Origin of the sequence: Pseudomonas sp. NPDC089758 (genome assembly GCF_044748705.1) — a bacterium.
Taxonomy (GTDB): domain Bacteria; phylum Pseudomonadota; class Gammaproteobacteria; order Pseudomonadales; family Pseudomonadaceae; genus Aquipseudomonas; species Aquipseudomonas putida_X.
Map to the genome: position 1 here is coordinate 1 of NZ_JBIVGN010000008.1, position 17391 is coordinate 17391.

Annotated in this window: 17 protein-coding genes; 8 read left to right on the forward strand and 9 right to left on the reverse strand. The window is 54.6% G+C overall.

Annotated features, from left to right (window positions below):
- Positions 1–105: transposase domain-containing protein (locus tag ACIPZH_RS12825; protein WP_400636514.1), on the forward strand; the 105-nt coding region annotated here is incomplete at its 5' end.
- Positions 106–398: 293 nt separating this feature from the next.
- Here ACIPZH_RS12825 and ACIPZH_RS12830 read toward each other — a convergent pair.
- The 5 genes from ACIPZH_RS12830 to ACIPZH_RS12850 all read right to left on the reverse strand — a co-directional run bounded on the left by ACIPZH_RS12830 (position 399) and on the right by ACIPZH_RS12850 (position 6269).
- Positions 399–1811 carry an APC family permease gene (locus tag ACIPZH_RS12830; RefSeq protein WP_400636357.1) on the reverse strand — a complete coding sequence of 471 codons (1413 nt, stop codon included), beginning with the start codon at positions 1809–1811 and terminating at the stop codon, positions 399–401.
- A 270-nt stretch (positions 1812–2081) separates the two neighbouring features.
- Positions 2082–2468: a DUF4440 domain-containing protein gene (locus ACIPZH_RS12835; protein ID WP_400636358.1), complete on the reverse strand. Its 387-nt coding sequence runs from the start codon at positions 2466–2468 to the stop codon at positions 2082–2084.
- A 31-nt stretch (positions 2469–2499) separates the two neighbouring features.
- Positions 2500–3801 carry an NAD(P)/FAD-dependent oxidoreductase gene (locus tag ACIPZH_RS12840; RefSeq protein ID WP_400636359.1) on the reverse strand — a complete coding sequence of 434 codons (1302 nt, stop codon included), beginning with the start codon at positions 3799–3801 and terminating at the stop codon, positions 2500–2502.
- A 714-nt stretch (positions 3802–4515) separates the two neighbouring features.
- On the reverse strand, positions 4516–5487 hold the full coding sequence (feaR, locus tag ACIPZH_RS12845; protein WP_400636360.1) for a transcriptional regulator FeaR: 972 nt from the start codon (positions 5485–5487) through the stop codon (positions 4516–4518).
- A 521-nt stretch (positions 5488–6008) separates the two neighbouring features.
- Positions 6009–6269, reverse strand: coding sequence for a heme-binding protein (locus tag ACIPZH_RS12850; protein ID WP_400636516.1), 261 nt, complete (start codon positions 6267–6269; stop codon positions 6009–6011).
- A gap of 114 nt (positions 6270–6383) precedes the next feature.
- Here ACIPZH_RS12850 and tnpA point away from each other — a divergent pair, with 114 nt between their 5' ends.
- The 3 genes from tnpA to tnpC all read left to right on the forward strand — a co-directional run bounded on the left by tnpA (position 6384) and on the right by tnpC (position 8635).
- Positions 6384–6704: an IS66-like element accessory protein TnpA gene (gene tnpA, locus ACIPZH_RS12855; protein WP_010954781.1), complete on the forward strand. Its 321-nt coding sequence runs from the start codon at positions 6384–6386 to the stop codon at positions 6702–6704.
- A complete protein-coding gene (gene tnpB, locus ACIPZH_RS12860) occupies positions 6701–7036 on the forward strand; it encodes an IS66 family insertion sequence element accessory protein TnpB (protein WP_004575513.1) in 336 nt (111 codons plus the stop codon). The genes tnpA and tnpB overlap by 4 nt, the downstream gene beginning before the upstream one ends.
- 63 nt (positions 7037–7099) lie before the next feature.
- Positions 7100–8635 carry an IS66 family transposase gene (gene tnpC, locus ACIPZH_RS12865; protein ID WP_400636361.1) on the forward strand — a complete coding sequence of 512 codons (1536 nt, stop codon included), beginning with the start codon at positions 7100–7102 and terminating at the stop codon, positions 8633–8635.
- Between the two features lie 283 nt (positions 8636–8918).
- Here tnpC and ACIPZH_RS12870 read toward each other — a convergent pair whose 3' ends face one another.
- A complete protein-coding gene (locus ACIPZH_RS12870) occupies positions 8919–9941 on the reverse strand; it encodes an MsnO8 family LLM class oxidoreductase (RefSeq protein WP_400636362.1) in 1023 nt (340 codons plus the stop codon).
- Positions 9942–10253: 312 nt separating this feature from the next.
- Here ACIPZH_RS12870 and ACIPZH_RS12875 point away from each other — a divergent pair, with 312 nt between their 5' ends.
- The 4 genes from ACIPZH_RS12875 (at position 10254) to ACIPZH_RS12890 (ending at position 14343) form a co-directional block, all read left to right on the forward strand.
- Entirely contained in the window at positions 10254–11423 is a 1170-nt protein-coding gene (locus ACIPZH_RS12875; protein ID WP_182366497.1) for a p-hydroxyphenylacetate 3-hydroxylase oxygenase component, read from the forward strand.
- Positions 11424–11497: 74 nt separating this feature from the next.
- Positions 11498–12439, forward strand: coding sequence for a p-hydroxyphenylacetate 3-hydroxylase reductase component (locus ACIPZH_RS12880; RefSeq protein ID WP_400636363.1), 942 nt, complete (start codon positions 11498–11500; stop codon positions 12437–12439).
- Positions 12440–12523: 84 nt separating this feature from the next.
- On the forward strand, positions 12524–12946 hold the full coding sequence (gene hpaR / locus ACIPZH_RS12885; protein WP_400636364.1) for a homoprotocatechuate degradation operon regulator HpaR: 423 nt from the start codon (positions 12524–12526) through the stop codon (positions 12944–12946).
- A gap of 86 nt (positions 12947–13032) precedes the next feature.
- Positions 13033–14343: a hypothetical protein gene (locus ACIPZH_RS12890; RefSeq protein ID WP_400636365.1), complete on the forward strand. Its 1311-nt coding sequence runs from the start codon at positions 13033–13035 to the stop codon at positions 14341–14343.
- 79 nt (positions 14344–14422) lie between these two features.
- On the opposite strand, the gene hpaI is transcribed toward ACIPZH_RS12890, so the two are convergent.
- Genes hpaI through ACIPZH_RS12905 form a run of 3 tightly spaced genes read right to left on the reverse strand, consistent with a single transcriptional unit; the run spans position 14423 to position 17365 of the window.
- The gene (gene hpaI, locus ACIPZH_RS12895) at positions 14423–15226 is read right to left on the reverse strand and encodes a 4-hydroxy-2-oxoheptanedioate aldolase (RefSeq protein ID WP_400636366.1); all 804 of its coding nucleotides are present in this window, start codon (positions 15224–15226) and stop codon (positions 14423–14425) included.
- 10 nt (positions 15227–15236) lie between these two features.
- Positions 15237–16040: a 2-oxo-hept-4-ene-1,7-dioate hydratase gene (gene hpaH, locus ACIPZH_RS12900; protein WP_400636367.1), complete on the reverse strand. Its 804-nt coding sequence runs from the start codon at positions 16038–16040 to the stop codon at positions 15237–15239.
- 17 nt (positions 16041–16057) lie between these two features.
- Positions 16058–17365: an MFS transporter gene (locus tag ACIPZH_RS12905; RefSeq protein ID WP_400636368.1), complete on the reverse strand. Its 1308-nt coding sequence runs from the start codon at positions 17363–17365 to the stop codon at positions 16058–16060.
- Between the last annotated feature and the right edge of the window lie 26 nt (positions 17366–17391).

Below are 17391 nucleotides of genomic sequence, written 5' to 3' on the forward strand. Positions count from 1 at the left end.
TATACGTGGCTGCGCCACGTACTTGAGCGCCTGCCGTATGCGTCGTCGGTCTCAGACTACGAAGCCTTGCTGCCATGGAACTGCTCGCCAGAGATACCACGGTAAGCTGAGGCCCTATCTTTTAGAAGGTGGGGTTCATGGATCGCACTCGATACAGATGCTCTTGATATCAATAGCAGCCGTCAAGTGTCCAATGACCAACTCAGCGCCGGGCGCGGGAAGGTGTGCAGCCGAAATTTGAACGGGTTCCTTTGTTGGGCCTCGGCGAGCTTCAGAGTATGCAGGTAGGCGTTGGCCAGATACTCATTGCCGGCAATCTACTTAAGACTACCTCAATGGCGGTTTCCGATCAGCTGCCTCCCCCGGAAGGCATCATTTTCCCGGGGGAGGTCTATCATTTAGGCTTTACTAAGTGCTTTCTGATCCTGGAGCTTACGGAAGCCGTACAGAACGACCGAGAGGAAGAGGATACCGATACCAATCAGCAATTCTTTGGTACCGCCGTAGCCAAGCAGTTCAGTGGAGGCTGCACCCACGAGTACGATCAAGCCGGTTAGCAGGCTAAGAGCCCACGCGATCGGGATCCATCCACGTCCCAATCGCACTGGCCTATCGACTCCTGATGCATCTTTTCTCAACCAAAGGAAGCCGCTCAATGCAAAGAAGATCGACACAACGTATCCGATGTTAGCTGTTACCAGGATCGCGAGGGGAGAGGAAAGGAGGAGAATCATCGCGATATTCAAAATCACAGCAACCATCATGCATCGACCTGGAACCTGATGCCTGTTCAGCACCCCCAGTTGACGAACTGTCAGACCGTCTAGCGCCATCCCATAAAGCGCACGCGAGCCATCAGCAAGCGAAGCGTTCAGGCCCATAAACAGCCCGACCAGCAGAGTTCCCACGAAGAAGCTGCTGTATTGACTTCCGAGAATGGCATTGAACGCGCCGATGAAGAAACCATTGGGGTTTTCAATTGCGGCTTGTTGGTCGGCCAATCCGCCAAGACTGAAGGCCACCGCAGCGAAGACTGCTACGGTGTAGAGGCCCGATGTCACCAGTGCTAGGCGCATGTCTTTTTTGCTTCGGTACTCAGGCCCAAAAGCGGCGCACATCTCAGTACCATATGCGCTCCAAGCGATGAGGAAAAGCCACATAAGCGCTGTGCGACCGGTACTCCAGTCGGCAGTTGGCGCAACCTCCCATGCTTTACGGAAGTGCTCAAAGTTCCAAGCGTCACTGTAGAGTGGAGCGAAAGCTAGAACTAGTATAGGTATCAGCAACAGCACCCCCATATATTTGGACACCGACGCTGCCATCTGCACCCCCAGGCGATTGAATTGCCAGAACAACACTATCAGCCCGATGCCTATAAATTGGGCGAGGCCAACGTTGACTGACCCTACTTGATAGCTCCAGGTTTGCTCGGAGAACCACTGTGCCTGGATCAACGAGCCAGCACTCACTCCGACGATTGCCAGAACGGCTGACCAGCCTAACCAATAGCCGAAGGAGGCAACAGGACCCACGATCGGGAGGCGGCGCTTCCAGCCTTCAGTAGCGATCATGGCGATTCCTCCAGGTTTATCTGGAAACATCGCGCTGACTTCTAGAAAAATCCAATTCTGGCAGGCGCCGATAGCAGCAGAGCCGACCCAGAGAAGTAGGGCACCTATGGGACCCAGTGCGCCCAATGCGAATCCAAACGATGCAAAGATTGAACCTGATACCGCCATCGAGAGCGCGAATGCGTCGGTCCAGCGGAGCGTTTGGGACAGATGGGAGGCATTATTTTCGTTGTTAGCCATCGAGGTTTGTCCTGAGGGGAAGAGATACAGATCTATTAAAGTCATTTTGGGGTGCGTCTGGAATGCCCTGCCGCGACTGTTATTTGAATTTGGGTGACAGCGGAAATTCTTGGGCGCGAATCAAAATTACTCAGCATTAAGGCGCTGAGCAATCAGTAAATGGACTAAGGTAGTCAGATCAGGAAGAGAGGGGTAAAACACACAGGAGGATGTATAAGTGTAGAAGGTTGGAGTGTGGCGGCGCCCAGTCGCAGCCACACTCACGGTGTTTCAGAAGGAGATTTCGCCCTCGGCGTACATATCAGCAATAAGGCGCCACTCGTTGAAAGTACGCTGCCAAATAAACAGAGATTTCATGTTGAATACATCACCATCCTTTGGAACGACCTCCCATGTGACCCAAGTGTAAGCTGCCGAATCGCCGAGAGGCTGTGTGTGGTCGATCCGAATTTTTGCTGCGCTGGCCCCTTCTACCAACGAAGAAACCAATTCGGTGAGCTGTTCTGTGCCCTGCACCACAGGATCAGACCCAGGCCCGGTGATTTGTGTATTAGCAGCGTAAAGCTGGTCTACGATCGAACGCGCATCACCCGCTGCCCAAAACTTTTCTAGTGTATCCAGCCGCTCGCGAAGGGCAGCGTTCAATTGCTCAGACATTGCATTTTCTCATTTTGGGAATTGATTGAATTTAGCGTCGGCCGTTTCCGTAGCCTTCAACTTGGTGTACGACTTTACCTAGAGTGCAGATCAGGTTTCGCCAGTTTTCCTTCCCAATGACTCGCTTCCGTGGAATCGAACTCATAACATCCCAATGCCGAGAACCATTTGTCATGCCCTCAGCGATCACTCTAGAAACAACATGGCTTGGGGTAACTCCAAACCCAGAATAACCCTGAACAAAGAAAGCATTAGGGCGACCAGGTAGAGTTCCGATTTGTGGGAATAGGTTGGCGGAACACTCCATCGGGCCACCCCAGGCGAGGTCGATCTTCACATCCTTCAAGTACGGGAAGATATTGAGCATGAGACCTCTATTCCACTCTTTTAGATTGTTAGGTATGTATTCAACTAGTTTTGTGGCGGAGCCAAAGAGTAGGCGGTTTTCATTTGTGACACGATAATATTCGATGACGGGGCGGATATCACTGAAAGCTCCACGAATAGGGCTGATCTGCTCAATCAGGCTATCGCTCAATGGCTCGGTTACTAACTGATAGGCATAGGTGTTAATAGTGGTTTTGTGCAGCTCGGGTTCGAGGCGGTCAAGGAAGGCGCCACAGGACCATAGGATCTTTTTAGCTTTAATCGATCCCTTTGCAGTTCTTATGGTAATAGTCTCACCATAGGTGACCTCTACTACAGGTGTATTTTCAAAAATTTTGCCGCCTAAGCTAGCTAGTGCCTTGGCTGAACCAAGCAACATATTGAGAGCATGAATGTGGCCGTTGCCCATATGTTTGAGAGCACAGGTATAGGCCTTTGAACCAACGATGTCACGTACTGCTGAGCCTTCAAGGTACTCAATTTCATCGTTTGGGTTAAGCTCACGGAATTCCTTTTCCCAAGTCTGTAGCAATTTGCCCTGACGCTTATTGAAACCTAGGTAGCCGTAGCCATGGCGAAAGTCGGCTTGGATATCATATTTTGCGATACGTTCGCGGATGATAGTTCCGCCAAGATCACTGATCTCGAAAATCGCTTTGAGGCCGTCCTCCCCAACACTTTTACGTATGCGCTCAAGATCATGGCCAATACCAGCCATTACATGGCCACCGTTTCGGCCAGAACCACCAAAGCCTAGGTAGCGAGCTTCAAGCAGTACAATGTCCTTCACACCGCGCTCGGCTAATTCTAGCGCTGTATTTACACCGGAAAATCCCCCGCCAATAACAACGACTTCTGCCTCGATGTCCCCCTCAAGATCGGGAAACTTTAGGTCATATTTTCGGGTGGCGGTATAGTAGGTAGTGGGGTTCTCAACGGAAAGCATGGAGTGACCTTCTTAGATTTATTGATCTATTCACTGAAGAGCTGAGGCTCTTGAGCGCCAACCTTGCCAGCAGGGACGAGCAGAGGGCTTGAGGTCTTACCTCCGGGCACCCGTGTCCACAGGCACGTTGGATGAGTTAATTGAAGCACAGCTTTACGGCTTGGTCTGTGCCCGCGCTGTCATCTGCATGACAAATCGTGCCAAGGGGGGCTTGGTAGGGAGGGGCTTGCGAGGGCAGAGCTGGCGCTTGTGCTCAAGGCGGGATCAACCTATGGAAGGTAGAGATCGTGCCCGTATATGCGGTTTGAGCGTAATGGCGCTAATCAGTATGCGAATGGAACAGGTAAGCAAATATATCATCAAAGGGTTATATAGGATATGTGGCAACTGGAAGGGATTTCGGTTTGCTGAGTTAAGTCCAGCGGTAGATGGCGCCTGAATCTGCTTTAGGTGCATGAGATGGGGAATTAGCTCTTCTTGGCGTGTCTGTATTCTGAAGAGCTAAGAGGATGGTGAGTCATTGCTTTTAAGATATTCATCAGGTCCTTGGCACCTCGGCTTGGCTGGCATTCGAAAGAATGTCAGCTTTTTTATTACCCCAAGGAGTATCTGCGATAGCGTGATTCTTAAGGCGTAAGCGTCTGAGGCAAGCGCCCCGATTTTGTGCAAAGGCTGAAAACTTTTTGCAGTGCTGATCAGAAAATTTGTTAAGATTTAATGTTCGCCGTGAGGGTTTCCTTTGCTCCGAAAGCATCGCGGTGACACGCCAAATCGAGTTTTAAATGCTCGCGAGAAATGACTTACATCATTGAATCCCCATGCGAACGCGACAGCGGATATTTTTTGGATGTCCGTTTCGGATTCAAACTCGGATGCACATCTGTCTAGCCTTCTGTCGAGGATGTAACGGCCAATTGACAACCCTTGCTGTGCAAATATTCTTTGCAAGGTTCTTTTGGATGTACCCAGCTCGCCTGCGATCATGTCAGGATTCAGTTCAAAGTTGGCAAGGCGTGCATCAATGTAGTGCAGTGCCTTTTCAAAGTATGTCTGTTGGACTTTGGCGCTGTAAGATAAGGGGGCGTTCTCAGAAGAGGCTACTGATGGCCGGATAAGGGAGATTAGAGCATCCATAAGTGCTTCAAGCTCTTTGTCTTCATCGCTCCTTTCAAAAAATTGATGGGTGATGAGACCTGCGACAACCCCCGTCCGAGAAGTGGCATTAATTTTATTGTTTAGTTTGAGCTTTTGGCCTTTGCCCTTAACCTCGATTCTATGTCGAGGAATAACAAGAGAGATTTGCTCTGACATACCCGAGAAATAAAAATCGCTTGGTCGCGAGCTATCCAATAGAACTAAGTCTCCTGGGTTCAATGTGCTTTGATTCTCGCAATGCACCATGGTCGAGTTTCCAGCCACTTGATGTACGAGATAAAAGAAATCATGACCGTCTCGCTTGATGTCCTTTATATCACGATGTATGTGTGGGCAGTTCGTACCGATTTTCGCACCGGCGTACCCAGGAATGGTCATCTGCGCGGGCATTATGGTGCCCTCAAAACTCTCAATGCCCTCGTTGAGCGGGGGCTCAGGATGAAATGCGCCGCATTGTTCCGCTAGGGTTGACTCCCATAGCTGGTAACCAGCAGAACCTTTAAGGCGTTCGTTGAGGGTAGGGTAGGTCATAAGGGTACCTCTCTTTTTATACAGATCTGCATCTTCGCGCAGGTGTATCGCTAGATAGCAATTTCGGTGCCATTTGGCTATGGCCTGCGTAAACCGTCGCGCCCGCTGGTGAAGGGGTGGTTCGAGTTCCAATGCCGCCCTGGCGTCGGTGTCTCGCCGTGGTATTTAGTAACATGTTAATAGATCGATTGTCACGTGAATGAACGAGAGGGGGGCTACTCGAATGCGCATGGGGCAGTTGGTGGATCAGCAAGGTGCCCAACGCCGAATGGGGTACGCCCGTACTCTGCTCTGTTTGTAGGGCTTATTGCTAACCTGCCTCGGATGTGTCGCCCTGCACGACTCCGTCTCGGTCGTCTCGGCTGTTCTGTCACCAGCACGCAGGTCAAATTTAGGTAGTCCCATGCCTGTCGTCGATGTACGAAAAGATTTCTTAGTAGCTCTTAAAGTAGCTCGTCCAAGGTCGCGGCACTTTCATCCAGATTTTCACAACGATGATGCAGCGATAAATGGGTGGTGTCCTATCCCTGCGCGAGTTCACTGACACGCTGTGCTGCTGCTTTAGCGCACAGGCCATCATTGGCTTCACTCGCTCCGGACACCCCGATGGCGCCAACGACTTCCTCATCTACGAGAAAGGGTTCGCCTCCGCCAAATAGAGCCATGCCTGGTTGAAGAGGCAGACCTGATTGCACAGCAGCAGAGCAGCTTTTTAGGCGATCAGTCCACTCTGACGTAGATCTCGCGAACCCGGAGGCGGTTATCGCTTTATTCAACGCGATTGCTTGGGATGGGCGTAAGCGTCCGGCGAACTCACCTTCCGAACTCCAGCATTAAGGGCGATGGTGTCCGCGTATTTTTAAGCGGACGCGATCACCCTTATCGCCAGGATTTCCATGCGCCAACGAAGCTCTTATCCGAAACCGTTCAAAGCCCAGGTCGTTCAGGAATGCCTGCAACCTGGCGCAACCGTGTCCAGTGTCGCCATCAACCACGGCATCAATGCCAACGTCATCCGCAAATGGCTGCCGCTCTATCGAGATCTGCCCGCAGCGGCTTCACTACCAGCTTTCGTCCCGCTAAAAGCCGCACCTAAACGGCCAGTCGAAGCGTCAGTGATCATCGAGTTGCCCGTGGCCGGGCAAGTGATCACGGTGAAATGGCCAGCCTCGGATCCCGAGGGTTGTGCGCAATTTATTCGGGCTTTCGCTCAATGATCCGCATCGATGCCATCTGGCTGGCCACCGAGCCGATGGACATGCGCGCTGGCACCGAGACAGCATTAGCCCGGGTGATTGCGGTGTTCGGTGCGGCGAAGCCGCACTGCGCTTATCTGTTCGCCAATCGCCGGGCTAACCGGATGAAAGTGCTGGTGCACGATGGCGTCGGTGTCTGGCTGGCAGCGCGTCGACTGAACCAAGGCAAGTTCCACTGGCCCGGCATTCGCCACGGCTGCGAGGTCGAACTCGACAGCGAACAACTCCAGGCGTTGGTGCTGGGCCTGCCGTGGCAGCGCGTCGGTGCAGGCGGTGTGATCAGCATGCTGTAAACGCCGGCCATTTGGCCGGTCTACTTGTCGTCGCCCCGCGCCTGCTCTGGCACAATCGGCGGCATGACTTTCTCGCCCAACCTCGACCAGATGACCCCGGAACAGCTTCGTGCCTTGGCGGCACAGGCGTTGCAATTGCAATCCCAGGTCGAGGCGATGAGCAGGAAGATTCAGAACGATGAAATCCTCATCGAACAGTTCAAGTTCGAAATCGCCCTGCTCAAACGGCACAAGTTTGCCAAGCGCAGCGAGCAAATCAGCCCGGCGCAAAGCAACTTGCTGGATGACCTGCTCGACACAGACCTTGAAGCTATCGAGGCCGAGCTAAAACAGCTTCTCCCAGATGCGCCACAGGCCGAACCACGACAATCCCCGAAACGTGCGCCTTTGCCGCCGCAGTTTCCACGCACGGTGATTCGTCACGAACCCGAAAACACCCAGTGCGTCTGTGGCTGCCAACTTCAAGGCATCGGCGAAGACGTCAGCGAGAAGCTGGATTACACGCCGGGCGTGTTTACCGTCGAGCAACATGTGCGGGGCAAATGGGCCTGTCGCCAGTGCGAAACCCTGATCCAGGCCCCGGTGCCAGCCCAGGTTATCGACAAAGGTATCCCGACCACAGGTTTGTTGGCCCACGTGATGGTGGCCAAGTTTGCCGATCACTTGCCGCTGTACCGGCAGGAGAAAATCTTTGGCCGTGCCGGGCTGGCAATTGCTCGCTCGACCCTGGCGCAGTGGGTCGGACAAACCGGCGTGCGGCTTCAGCCACTGGTCGATGCACTGCGTGAAGCCGTGCTGAATCCGGGCGTGATCCACGCTGATGAGACACCGGTGCAAATGCTTGCGCCAGGCGAGAAGAAAACCCACCGGGCCTATGTCTGGGCGTACAGCACGACGCCGTTTTCAGGGCTCAAAGCGGTGGTTTACGACTTCAGCCCAAGCCGTGCTGGCGAACATGCGCGCAACTTCCTGGGTGACTGGAACGGCAAGTTGGTCTGCGACGACTTCGCTGGCTACAAAGCCGGTTTCGAACAAGGCATCACTGAAATCGGCTGCATGGCCCACGCCCGGCGCAAGTTCTTTGATTTGCACGTGGCGAACAAAAGTCAGCTGGCTGAACAGGCCCTGCACTCGATCAGCGGCTTGTACGAGGTCGAACGTCAGGCGCGGGACATGAGTGATGAAGAGCGCTGGCGAATACGACAAGAATTGGCGGTGCCGATCCTCAAAAAACTGCATGACTGGATGTTGGCTCAGCGAGACCTGGTGCCCAATGGATCAGCCACGGCCAAAGCCCTCGATTACAGCCTGAAACGCTGGGTAGCGCTGACGCGCTACCTGGATGATGGGGCTGTGCCCATCGACAACAACCAGGTCGAAAACCAGATACGGCCATGGGCACTCGGGCGCTCGAACTGGTTATTTGCGGGATCCCTGCGCAGCGGTAAGCGGGCTGCGGCAATCATGAGTTTGATCCAGTCGGCGCGCATGAATGGGCATGATCCGTATGCCTATCTCAAAGATGTGCTGACGCGGCTGCCGACCCAACGGGCCAGTGAGATCGGACAGTTGCTGCCGCATCAGTGGGTGCCGGCCTGACTTACGCAAGGTGAGTTCGCCGGACGCTTACGGATGGGCGTGGGGCGCCGTCCATATGGGACATATGAACAGTCATGCCATCAGCGTCAACGATGACTAGGCTGACTTTAACGTTCAATAGTTGCGCTTGATCGATGGCAGCTTGCATCCCCTGGATGGCCAGGTCGAGCGTAATCGTCGGTTGTTGTCTCAACCAAACAGTCATTCTGTTGTACCTCGTTGACGAGTGAATACGTAATGGCGCTAACAAATGTCGCTGCGTCGGTGCCGTGGGAATGTGGGATCACTTGGCACATGAACCATTCGCGATCGCGAGTAGACGGTAGCTCTGAATGCGATCATCTAGGCTATGTGTCACGGTCACGATTCCAACTTCGTCGCTGCCGAAAGCACGAGCCAGTTCCTGGATTTTCTTATGGCAGTTTTCGGGTGATCCAACCACCATGTCGCCGAGCGTGGCATCGAATTCTAAGCGCTCTAGTTGGGTCATTTTCTGGTAACGCGTCCTTACCTCAGAAGGGGACAGAAGACGCTCCCGTGGAGCCCCCGCCGCCATCATTTTTCGGTACACAGCGGTACCGGCTATAAAACGCGCTTCTTCGTCTGTCGGCGCGCAAATTACCGCCAAGGCGAGGAGCCGAGGAGGGGACGCCCCATGGCCGGCCTTCTGGTAGACGTCGGCGTGATACTTGAAAATAGCGGGTGAGCAAAACCGGGGAGCAATGAACTTCGCTAGCGCCAACCCCATTCCCAGTTGACCGGCCAGATCCGAGCTTCCGCCACCAGATCCGAGCATCCACAGTGAGGGCATGGTTGACGCTTCAGATGGGATCGCCAGCGCTGAATATGGGTGTTCAGTTGGAAAGCTACTCCGGATGAAGGCGCAGAGTTCGGCCGCCTGCTGAGGAAAGTGATCCTGCTGAGTGAGAGTTCCTGGCGCCGCCAACGCCGCAGAGCTGAGGTGATTTCCTCCAGGTGCGCGTCCGATTCCTAGATCGATGCGGCCTGGAAACAATCCTCCTAGCAGAGAAAAGGTCTCGGCCACCTTGTAAGGGCTGTAGTGGGTTAGCATCACGCCACCACTACCGATTCGCATCCGACTGGTGGCGCTCGCAATTCTTGTCACCATGATTTCTGGAGCCGAGCCCGCGAACTGAATGCTGTTGTGATGCTCAGCCAGCCAGTAGCGGTGATAGCCCAGTTGCTCACATTCTATTGCGAGATCTACTGACGTCGCCGGCGCGGTTCCAAGGGTGCAATTTTCATGAATAGGTGTTTGATCGATTACGGTCAGTTGCAAGGTCACAGACGTGCTTCCGTCATACGGGAGGTTGTGCGCAGATTGCAGCACGCAGCCCGAATTTGACTGATCTGGCTTGGAGTCCGCGAATCTACTGCTTTGTTCAAATGTTAACGAAATGAGCGCAGAGCTGCGATGGGGTACAGCGAATTCCCATGGAAAGTACAATTTTCTGCTCGTAACGTGCATTTCGGACGCGGAGATGCCGTCACATACTGGAATGGTCATCGATTACAAGGCTGACTGATCAGACTAACGCAGGTAGTGCGAGGTGATCAGAAGCCTGGAACGAATTCTCCAATAATAAAGAGACCATCCATGAAAAAGCCCAACCCGCTGCTGGAAGATCTGAAATCTGTCCTGCCTGCCATCGCAGCCAATGCACCACAGGCGGAAAAAGATCGTAGCGTGCCGGCCGAGAACATTGCCTTGCTCAAGGGCATCGGTATGCACCGAGCCTTCTTGCCCAAAAAATTCGGCGGCATGGAAATTTCACTGCCTGAATTTGCCGAGTGCATTGCAGTGCTTGCGGGCTCCTGTGCAAGCACTGCCTGGGCAATGAGCCTGCTTTGCACCCACTCGCATCAGATGGCGATGTTCCCAGCCAAGCTCCAGGAAGAAGTATGGGGCAGCGATCCTGACGCGACAGCGAGTAGCAGCATCGCTCCCTTTGGGCGCACTGAAGAAGTCGAGGGCGGGGTGACCTTCAGCGGTGAAATGGGCTGGAGTTCGGGCTGTGATCACGCTGAGTGGGCGATTCTGGGATTCCGGCGTAAAAACGCCGAAGGGACCCAGGACTACTGCTTCGCGATCCTTCCTCGCAGCGATTATCAGATTCGTGACGACTGGTATGCGATCGGCATGCGCGGCAGTGGTAGCAAGACGCTAATCGTTGAAAATGCCTTTGTCCCGGAACACCGTATTCAGAAAGCAAAGGACATGATGGAGGGCAAATCCGCTGGCTTTGGTCTCTACCCGGACAGCAAGATTTTCTCTGCACCCTATCGCCCGTATTTTGCAAGCGGCTTCTCCACCATTAGCTTGGGTGTTGCTGAGCGCATGCTTGAAGTCTTCCGTGAGAAGACCAAAAACCGAGTTCGCGCCTACACCGGCGCGGCGGTTGGCGCTGCTACCCCTGCACTGATGCGTCTGGCTGAATCCACTCACCAGGTCGCCGCCGCGCGTGCCTTGCTTGAGAAGAGCTGGAACGAGATTGCAGAGTACAGTGAGCGTCATGAGTATCCATCCCGCGGCACGCTGGCCTTCTGGCGGACCAATCAGGGCTACGCAACCAAGATGTGCATCCAGGCGGTAGATCGGCTGATGGAAGCGGCTGGCGGCGGTGCATGGTTTGAAAGCAATGAGATGCAGCGCCTGTTCCGCGACTCTCACATGACCGGTGCACACGCTTACTCCGATTACGATGTGTGCGCACAAATTCTTGGTCGCGAGCTGATGGGCCTGGAGCCCGACCCTTCAATGGTCTGAAGACGCCCCAACGACCCAACTGACCCATAAAAACAATGAGAGCAAGCCTTGCGGGGCTTGCTTGGGAGTCTTGCATGTCTACCGAAACTACAGAACTTGAGTTCGACTCACGCGCATTCCGTCGCGCCCTGGGTAACTTCGCTACCGGTGTTACCGTGATTACTGCCCGGGATCCAAGTGGTCGCCAGGTAGGAGTGACTGCCAACAGTTTCAACTCAGTGTCGCTGGATCCACCTCTGATCCTGTGGAGCATCGACAAGCGTTCGAGCAGCCATGAGGTGTTCGAAGCAGCGTCCCATTTTGCAGTCAATGTGCTGGCAGCCGACCAGATCGACTTGTCCAACAATTTTGCCCGGCCGAAGGAAGACCGCTTCGCAGGCATTGCGTATGAAGCCGGCGTGGGTGGTGCACCTGTATTTGAAGACTGCTCCGCGCGCTTCCACTGCGAGAAGTATCAGCAGCTGGACGGTGGAGACCACTGGATCCTGGTGGGCAAGGTGTTGGCATTCGATGATCTCGGCCGTGCACCGCTGCTCTATCACCAAGGCGCCTACTCCATGGTGCTACCTCACACCCGCATGACCAAGCGTGAGGAAGGTCAGCCGCCTAGCAGCAATTTCCAAGGGCGCTTGAGCCATAACATCTATTACCTCATGACCCAGGCACTCCGAGCCTATCAGGCGAGCTACCAGCCTCGTCAGCTCTCGACAGGCCTGCGCACTAGCGAAGCACGGATGTTGATGGTTCTAGAGAACGACGCAGGCCTCAGCCTTCCAGATTTGCAGCGGGAAGTCGCGATGCCAGCCCGAGAGATCGAGGAAGCGGTCGCGAACCTTAAGCGCAAAGGTCTGGTTGAGGATACTGGGGAGTGCGTGAAGTTGACGGTCAAGGGCGTAGATGAGACCGAAGCGCTTTGGACTATCGCGGGTGAGCAGCAAGAGAAAGTATTTGGCCAGTTCAGCAAGGAGCAGGTTGATACTTTCAAAGAGGTGCTTAAGGCCGTAATCCGGAGCTGATGCCCTATGTACTAGGAAACGGCGCTTAGGCGCCGTTTTTTTGTTGGGTCCGTGCAGAACCCTTTAATTAGATGGACGCTTCCAATGATCAAATCCAGGCCATCGCTGACGCTCAACTTACTCCAAGCCAGGGAAGCTGCTATGCGTTTTTTTCGTCCATCTTTGAACGAGCATGGGTTGACTGAACAGCAGTGGAGAGTGGTACGAATTCTCCACGAGCAGGGGCCAACGGAAGTCCTCAAACTCGCCGCCTTGGCCTGCATTCTTCCTCCGAGCATGACGGGTGTCGTTTCACGTATGCAGAAGGCTGGGCTTGTGAAGAAGCAGAAGATTCTTCATGACCAGCGAATCGTCTTAGTTGATCTGACCGACGCAGGGTGTGCCTGTTTTGTGAGCATGAGCCAGTGTATGGAGGAGAGTTACCTACAGCTACAAGCGAGCCTGGGCGAAGCTAGGCTGCGCGAATTGATGGGGCTTTTACATGATTTAAAGCAGCTCCAGCGTTGAGCTAGACGCTCGGTAGACGCTCATTGGCTCCACTGATAGCATAGTGCCTCTTTTTCTGGGGTTTTTGACAAGGAGTTAGATGCGAGATGAAGAAGCTCGAAGAAGTATTTGGCGTCAGCAGTGAGGATGTACTCAGCTATGTTGAGAGAGAACATGTCGATGACAAATTTACCTCCGCGCTTGAGGCAGGGCATCAAATAATTGTTTATGGGGCCTCTAAGCAAGGTAAAACCGCCTTAGTAAAAAAACATTTGAACTACGATGATAATATCGTCATTAGTCTCTCTCCGAAAACAACCCTCAGGGATATATATCAGTCAATGCTGAGGAAGTCAGGCGTGACCCTGAAGACCTCTTACACGGAGGGTACCGGTGACGTTACAAAGGTAAAAGGCAAAGCATTCATTCAAGGTGCGATTGCCATGGTCTTGAAGGGGCGCGCAGAGCTGGCAGTTGAGGGGGAAAATAATTACAAGCTTGAGGATAAATATGAAGAGATCGAGTTTAACCTGGATCTCCCGGATGACGTAGCCAGCCTGATGGTGAGGCTTGGTGAGCGGAAGACAGTTATCTTAGAGAATTTCCATTATCTCCCGGAAAAAATCCAGCGTGATTTTGCCTTTGACTTAAGGACTTTCCATGATTTGAAGGTCAGATTTGTAATTCTTGGTGTATGGAAAGAAGCAAATCGCATGATTCAATTCAATGGTGAGTTGCAAGATCGAGTGGCTGAGGTTCCAGTCGAACCATGGCTTGAAGATGATTTCTTGAGAATCGTTGAAAGGGGATCTCCTGAGCTAAATATTCAATTCTCCCGAGTCTTGGTCCAAGAATGCATAGAGAATGCTTTTAAAAGTGTCGGTGTTTTCCAAGAGCTTTTGAAGGCAACTTGCCTTGAGGCGGGAGTAGTAGAGACTCAAGAAAACAATGCGTTTATCGATGATATGGAGGTCGTCGCTCGTGCAATATCCCGAAAGTCGGAGGACTACTCCGGTCGTCACTTGAAAAATTTAGAGGCGATCGCATCGGGCAATACTGCTGTTATTGATAAGACGAAACCGCTTCCGTATTTCTTGAACTACTATATCGTTATGCACATCCTCGAAGTCGGCTTTGCAGGCATCAATGGAGGTATCAGTAAAGAAGCTTTGTTGCATGCGATAAAACAAGTCCATCACCGGAAGGAGGATTTGAAGGGGTCGCAGCTAGTTTCCGTTTTGAATGGCCTAGCGGAGATTCAGTCAGGAAAAGGAATCAGTCCGCCGGTGCTAGCTTATGATTCGAACTCGCGACAGTTGAAAGTAGTCGATTCTACCTTTTATTTTTTCTTGAAAAACTCTGACCTGGCTCAGGTGCGGGATGAAATTCTCCATCCGCTGGATGGTTTGGATCTATAGCAAGTAAAATTAGTTACGGTTATATTGATGTTGAAAGGTAGAGGAGGCGCATAAGCGCCTCTTCTGTTCTTCGCGAAAATTAATACACACCACCACCGGTGTTGTTAGTCACGACACTTTCCTTAAAATTGCCCGCTAAGGTTTGCAGGCCCCGCATGAGCACCGTCGTGTCCACACCTACCGCCACGAAGGCAGCACCCAGCTCAATGTAGCGGCGAGCCAGCTTCTCTTCAGCACTTAGGATGCCGGCGGCTTTGCCTGCCTTCCCAATTCTCACAATCGCGTCTTCAATGATTGCTTGGACCTCGGGGTGGCCAGGATTGCCGCGGTGCCCAAGAGCAGCGCTCAGGTCGGCTGGACCAATGAACACACCATCGACACCTTCAACAGACAAGATTGCGTCCAGGTTTGCCAGACCTTCTTTGTTCTCGATCTGCACCAGTAAGCACATTTGCTCGTCCGCACGATCGAGATAGCCCGGAATGCTGTTCCAGCGCGAGGCACGAGCTAGTGCACTGCCAACGCCCCGAACACCAGCGGGTGGATAGTGCACGGCTTTCACCAATTGGCGGGCTTGTTCGGCACTCTCCACCATCGGCACAAGCAATGTCTGTGCACCGAGGTCCAAAACCTGTTTGATGAGAGCGGTGTCGCCGATAACCGGCCGAATAACAGCCTGGCTAGAGTAGGGGGCCACGGCCTGTAACTGCGCGAGCATGCCGCGCAGGTCGTTGGGCGCGTGCTCCCCGTCGATCAGCAGCCAGTCGAAACCGGCATTGGCTGCCAGTTCGGCGCAGTACGCATTGGCGAGGCCCAGCCAGAGGCCGATCTGTGGCTCCCCGCTGCGCAGGCGTTGCTTGAAGTGGTTGATGGGCATGTCCATGGGCAAATCCTCAAACGAAGCGGCAGGCAATCGAACCGAGCATGTCGTAGTCCACGTGGAAGGTGTCGCCGGCGCGTGCGGCCACCGGGCGGGTGAAGGAGCCGCCGAGGATGATCTGGCCTGGTTGCAACGTGACGTCATACGGCGCCAGTTTGTTGGCCAGCCAGGCAACGCCCTTGGCTGGGTGATTGAGCACGGCGGCGCTGACCCCGGACTCCTCGATCACGCCGTTGCGGTAGAGCACAGCGGGTACCTTGCGCAGATCAATCTCGTTGGGGCGTACGGCACGACCGCCCATGACAACGCCTGCATTGGCGGCGTTGTCGGAAATGGTATCGAAGACCTTGCGGGTAGCCTGGGTTTGCGGGTCGACTTGCTGGATGCGGGCGTCGATGATCTCCAGCGCCGGGATCACCCACTCAGTGGCGTCGAGTACATCGAAGACGGTGACGTTTGGGCCCTTCAGTGGCTTGCCGAGGATGAACGCCAGTTCCACCTCGACGCGCGGCACGATGAAGCGCTCGAAGGGGATGTCGCTGCCTTCGTCGAACAGCATGTCGTCGAGAAGGGCACCGTAGTCAGGTTCAGTGATGTTCGACGAAACTTGCATGGCGCGCGAGGTCAGGCCGATCTTGTGGCCAACCAGCTTGCGCCCCGCTGCGATTTTTTTCGCCACCCAGGCGCGCTGGATGGCGTAGGCGTCTTCGATGGTGATGGCGGGTTGTTCCAGGGAGAATTGGCCTACCTGCTCGCGGGAGCGCTCGGCCTGGTCGAGGCGTTCGGCAGCTTGTTGAATGAAAGCATTGTCTAGCATGGTAAAGGTCTCTTGATTCAAGGGTTGACGATGGAGGCCCGGGTGCGCAGCACCAGCAGGCCGCCCAAGGCGATGAACACGGCGAGGACGTACAACGCCAGGCTGGCGCTGTGGGTGGTGTCGCGGACCCAGCCGATGAAGTAGGGGGTGAAGAATGAGGCAATACTGCCCAGTGAGCTGATCAGGGCAATGCCGGGGGCCTGGGTACGGGTGTTGAGAAATGCCGGTGGCAGCTGCCAGAACATCGGCAGCGCGGCGCTGGCGCCCATGCCTGCCAGCACCAGGCCTGCCAGCACTGGCACTGCCTGTTCCGGGGCGATGGCAGCAATGGCGATACCGGCAGCGGCCATCAGCAGAGGCACGCACAGGTGCCAGCGGCGTTCGCGTTGGCGGTCGCTGGAACGCCCACAGGCTAGCATGAACACGCAGCCGGCCAGGTACGGCACGGCGCTGAGCAGGCCGACACTGGCGTCGCTGCCGACCCCGGCGCTGTGGATCAGGCTGGGCATCCAGAACGCCAGGGTGTTCACCGCCAGCATCACCGCGCAATACACCGCCACCAGCAGCCACAGCGCGCGGCTGGCGAAGATGGCGCCGAACGAGGTAACCGGCTTGCGCTGTTCCTCCTCACCGAACTGTTTACGCAGGGTGGCCTTCTGTTGCGCACTCAGCCAGCTGACGCGCTCGAAGTGTTCGGGCAGTACGGCCAGCACCACGAGGCCCAGTACCACCACCGGGGCGCCTTCGAGCAGGAACATCCACTGCCAGCCACGCAGCCCGCCGGTATCGTGCATGAACGCCAGGATCGCGCCTGACACTGGCCCGCCAACCACCCCGGCCAGTGGCACGGCAATGGCGAATAGCGCGGTTACCTGAGCGCGACGACCAGCCGGATACCAGCGATTGAGGTAGACCAGGATGCCGGGGAAGAACCCTGCCTCAGCCGCGCCCAGGGCAAAGCGCAGCAGGTAGAAGGCGCTGCTGCTTTCGATCAGCAGCATGCCGGTCGACAGCAGGCCCCATACCACCATCAAGCAGGCGATCCAGCGGCGTGGGCCGACCCGGTCGAGCATCAGGTTGCTGGGTACGCCGAACAGTGCATAGGCAATGAAGAACAGACCGGCACCCAGGCCGTAGACCGTGTCAGATAGTTGCAGGTCCTGACTCATCTGCATCTTGGCAAAGCCGATGTTGATGCGGTCCAGGTGGGCGAACAGATAGCACACCAGCAGCAGCGGCATCAGCCGCCAAGTGACTGCCCGGTGAGTACTGTCGGCGCTTTCAACTTGCGCCTCGCGCTGCGAGGCTTGATCGAGTGTGCTCATGTTTTTGTACTTGTTCTGTAATGAGT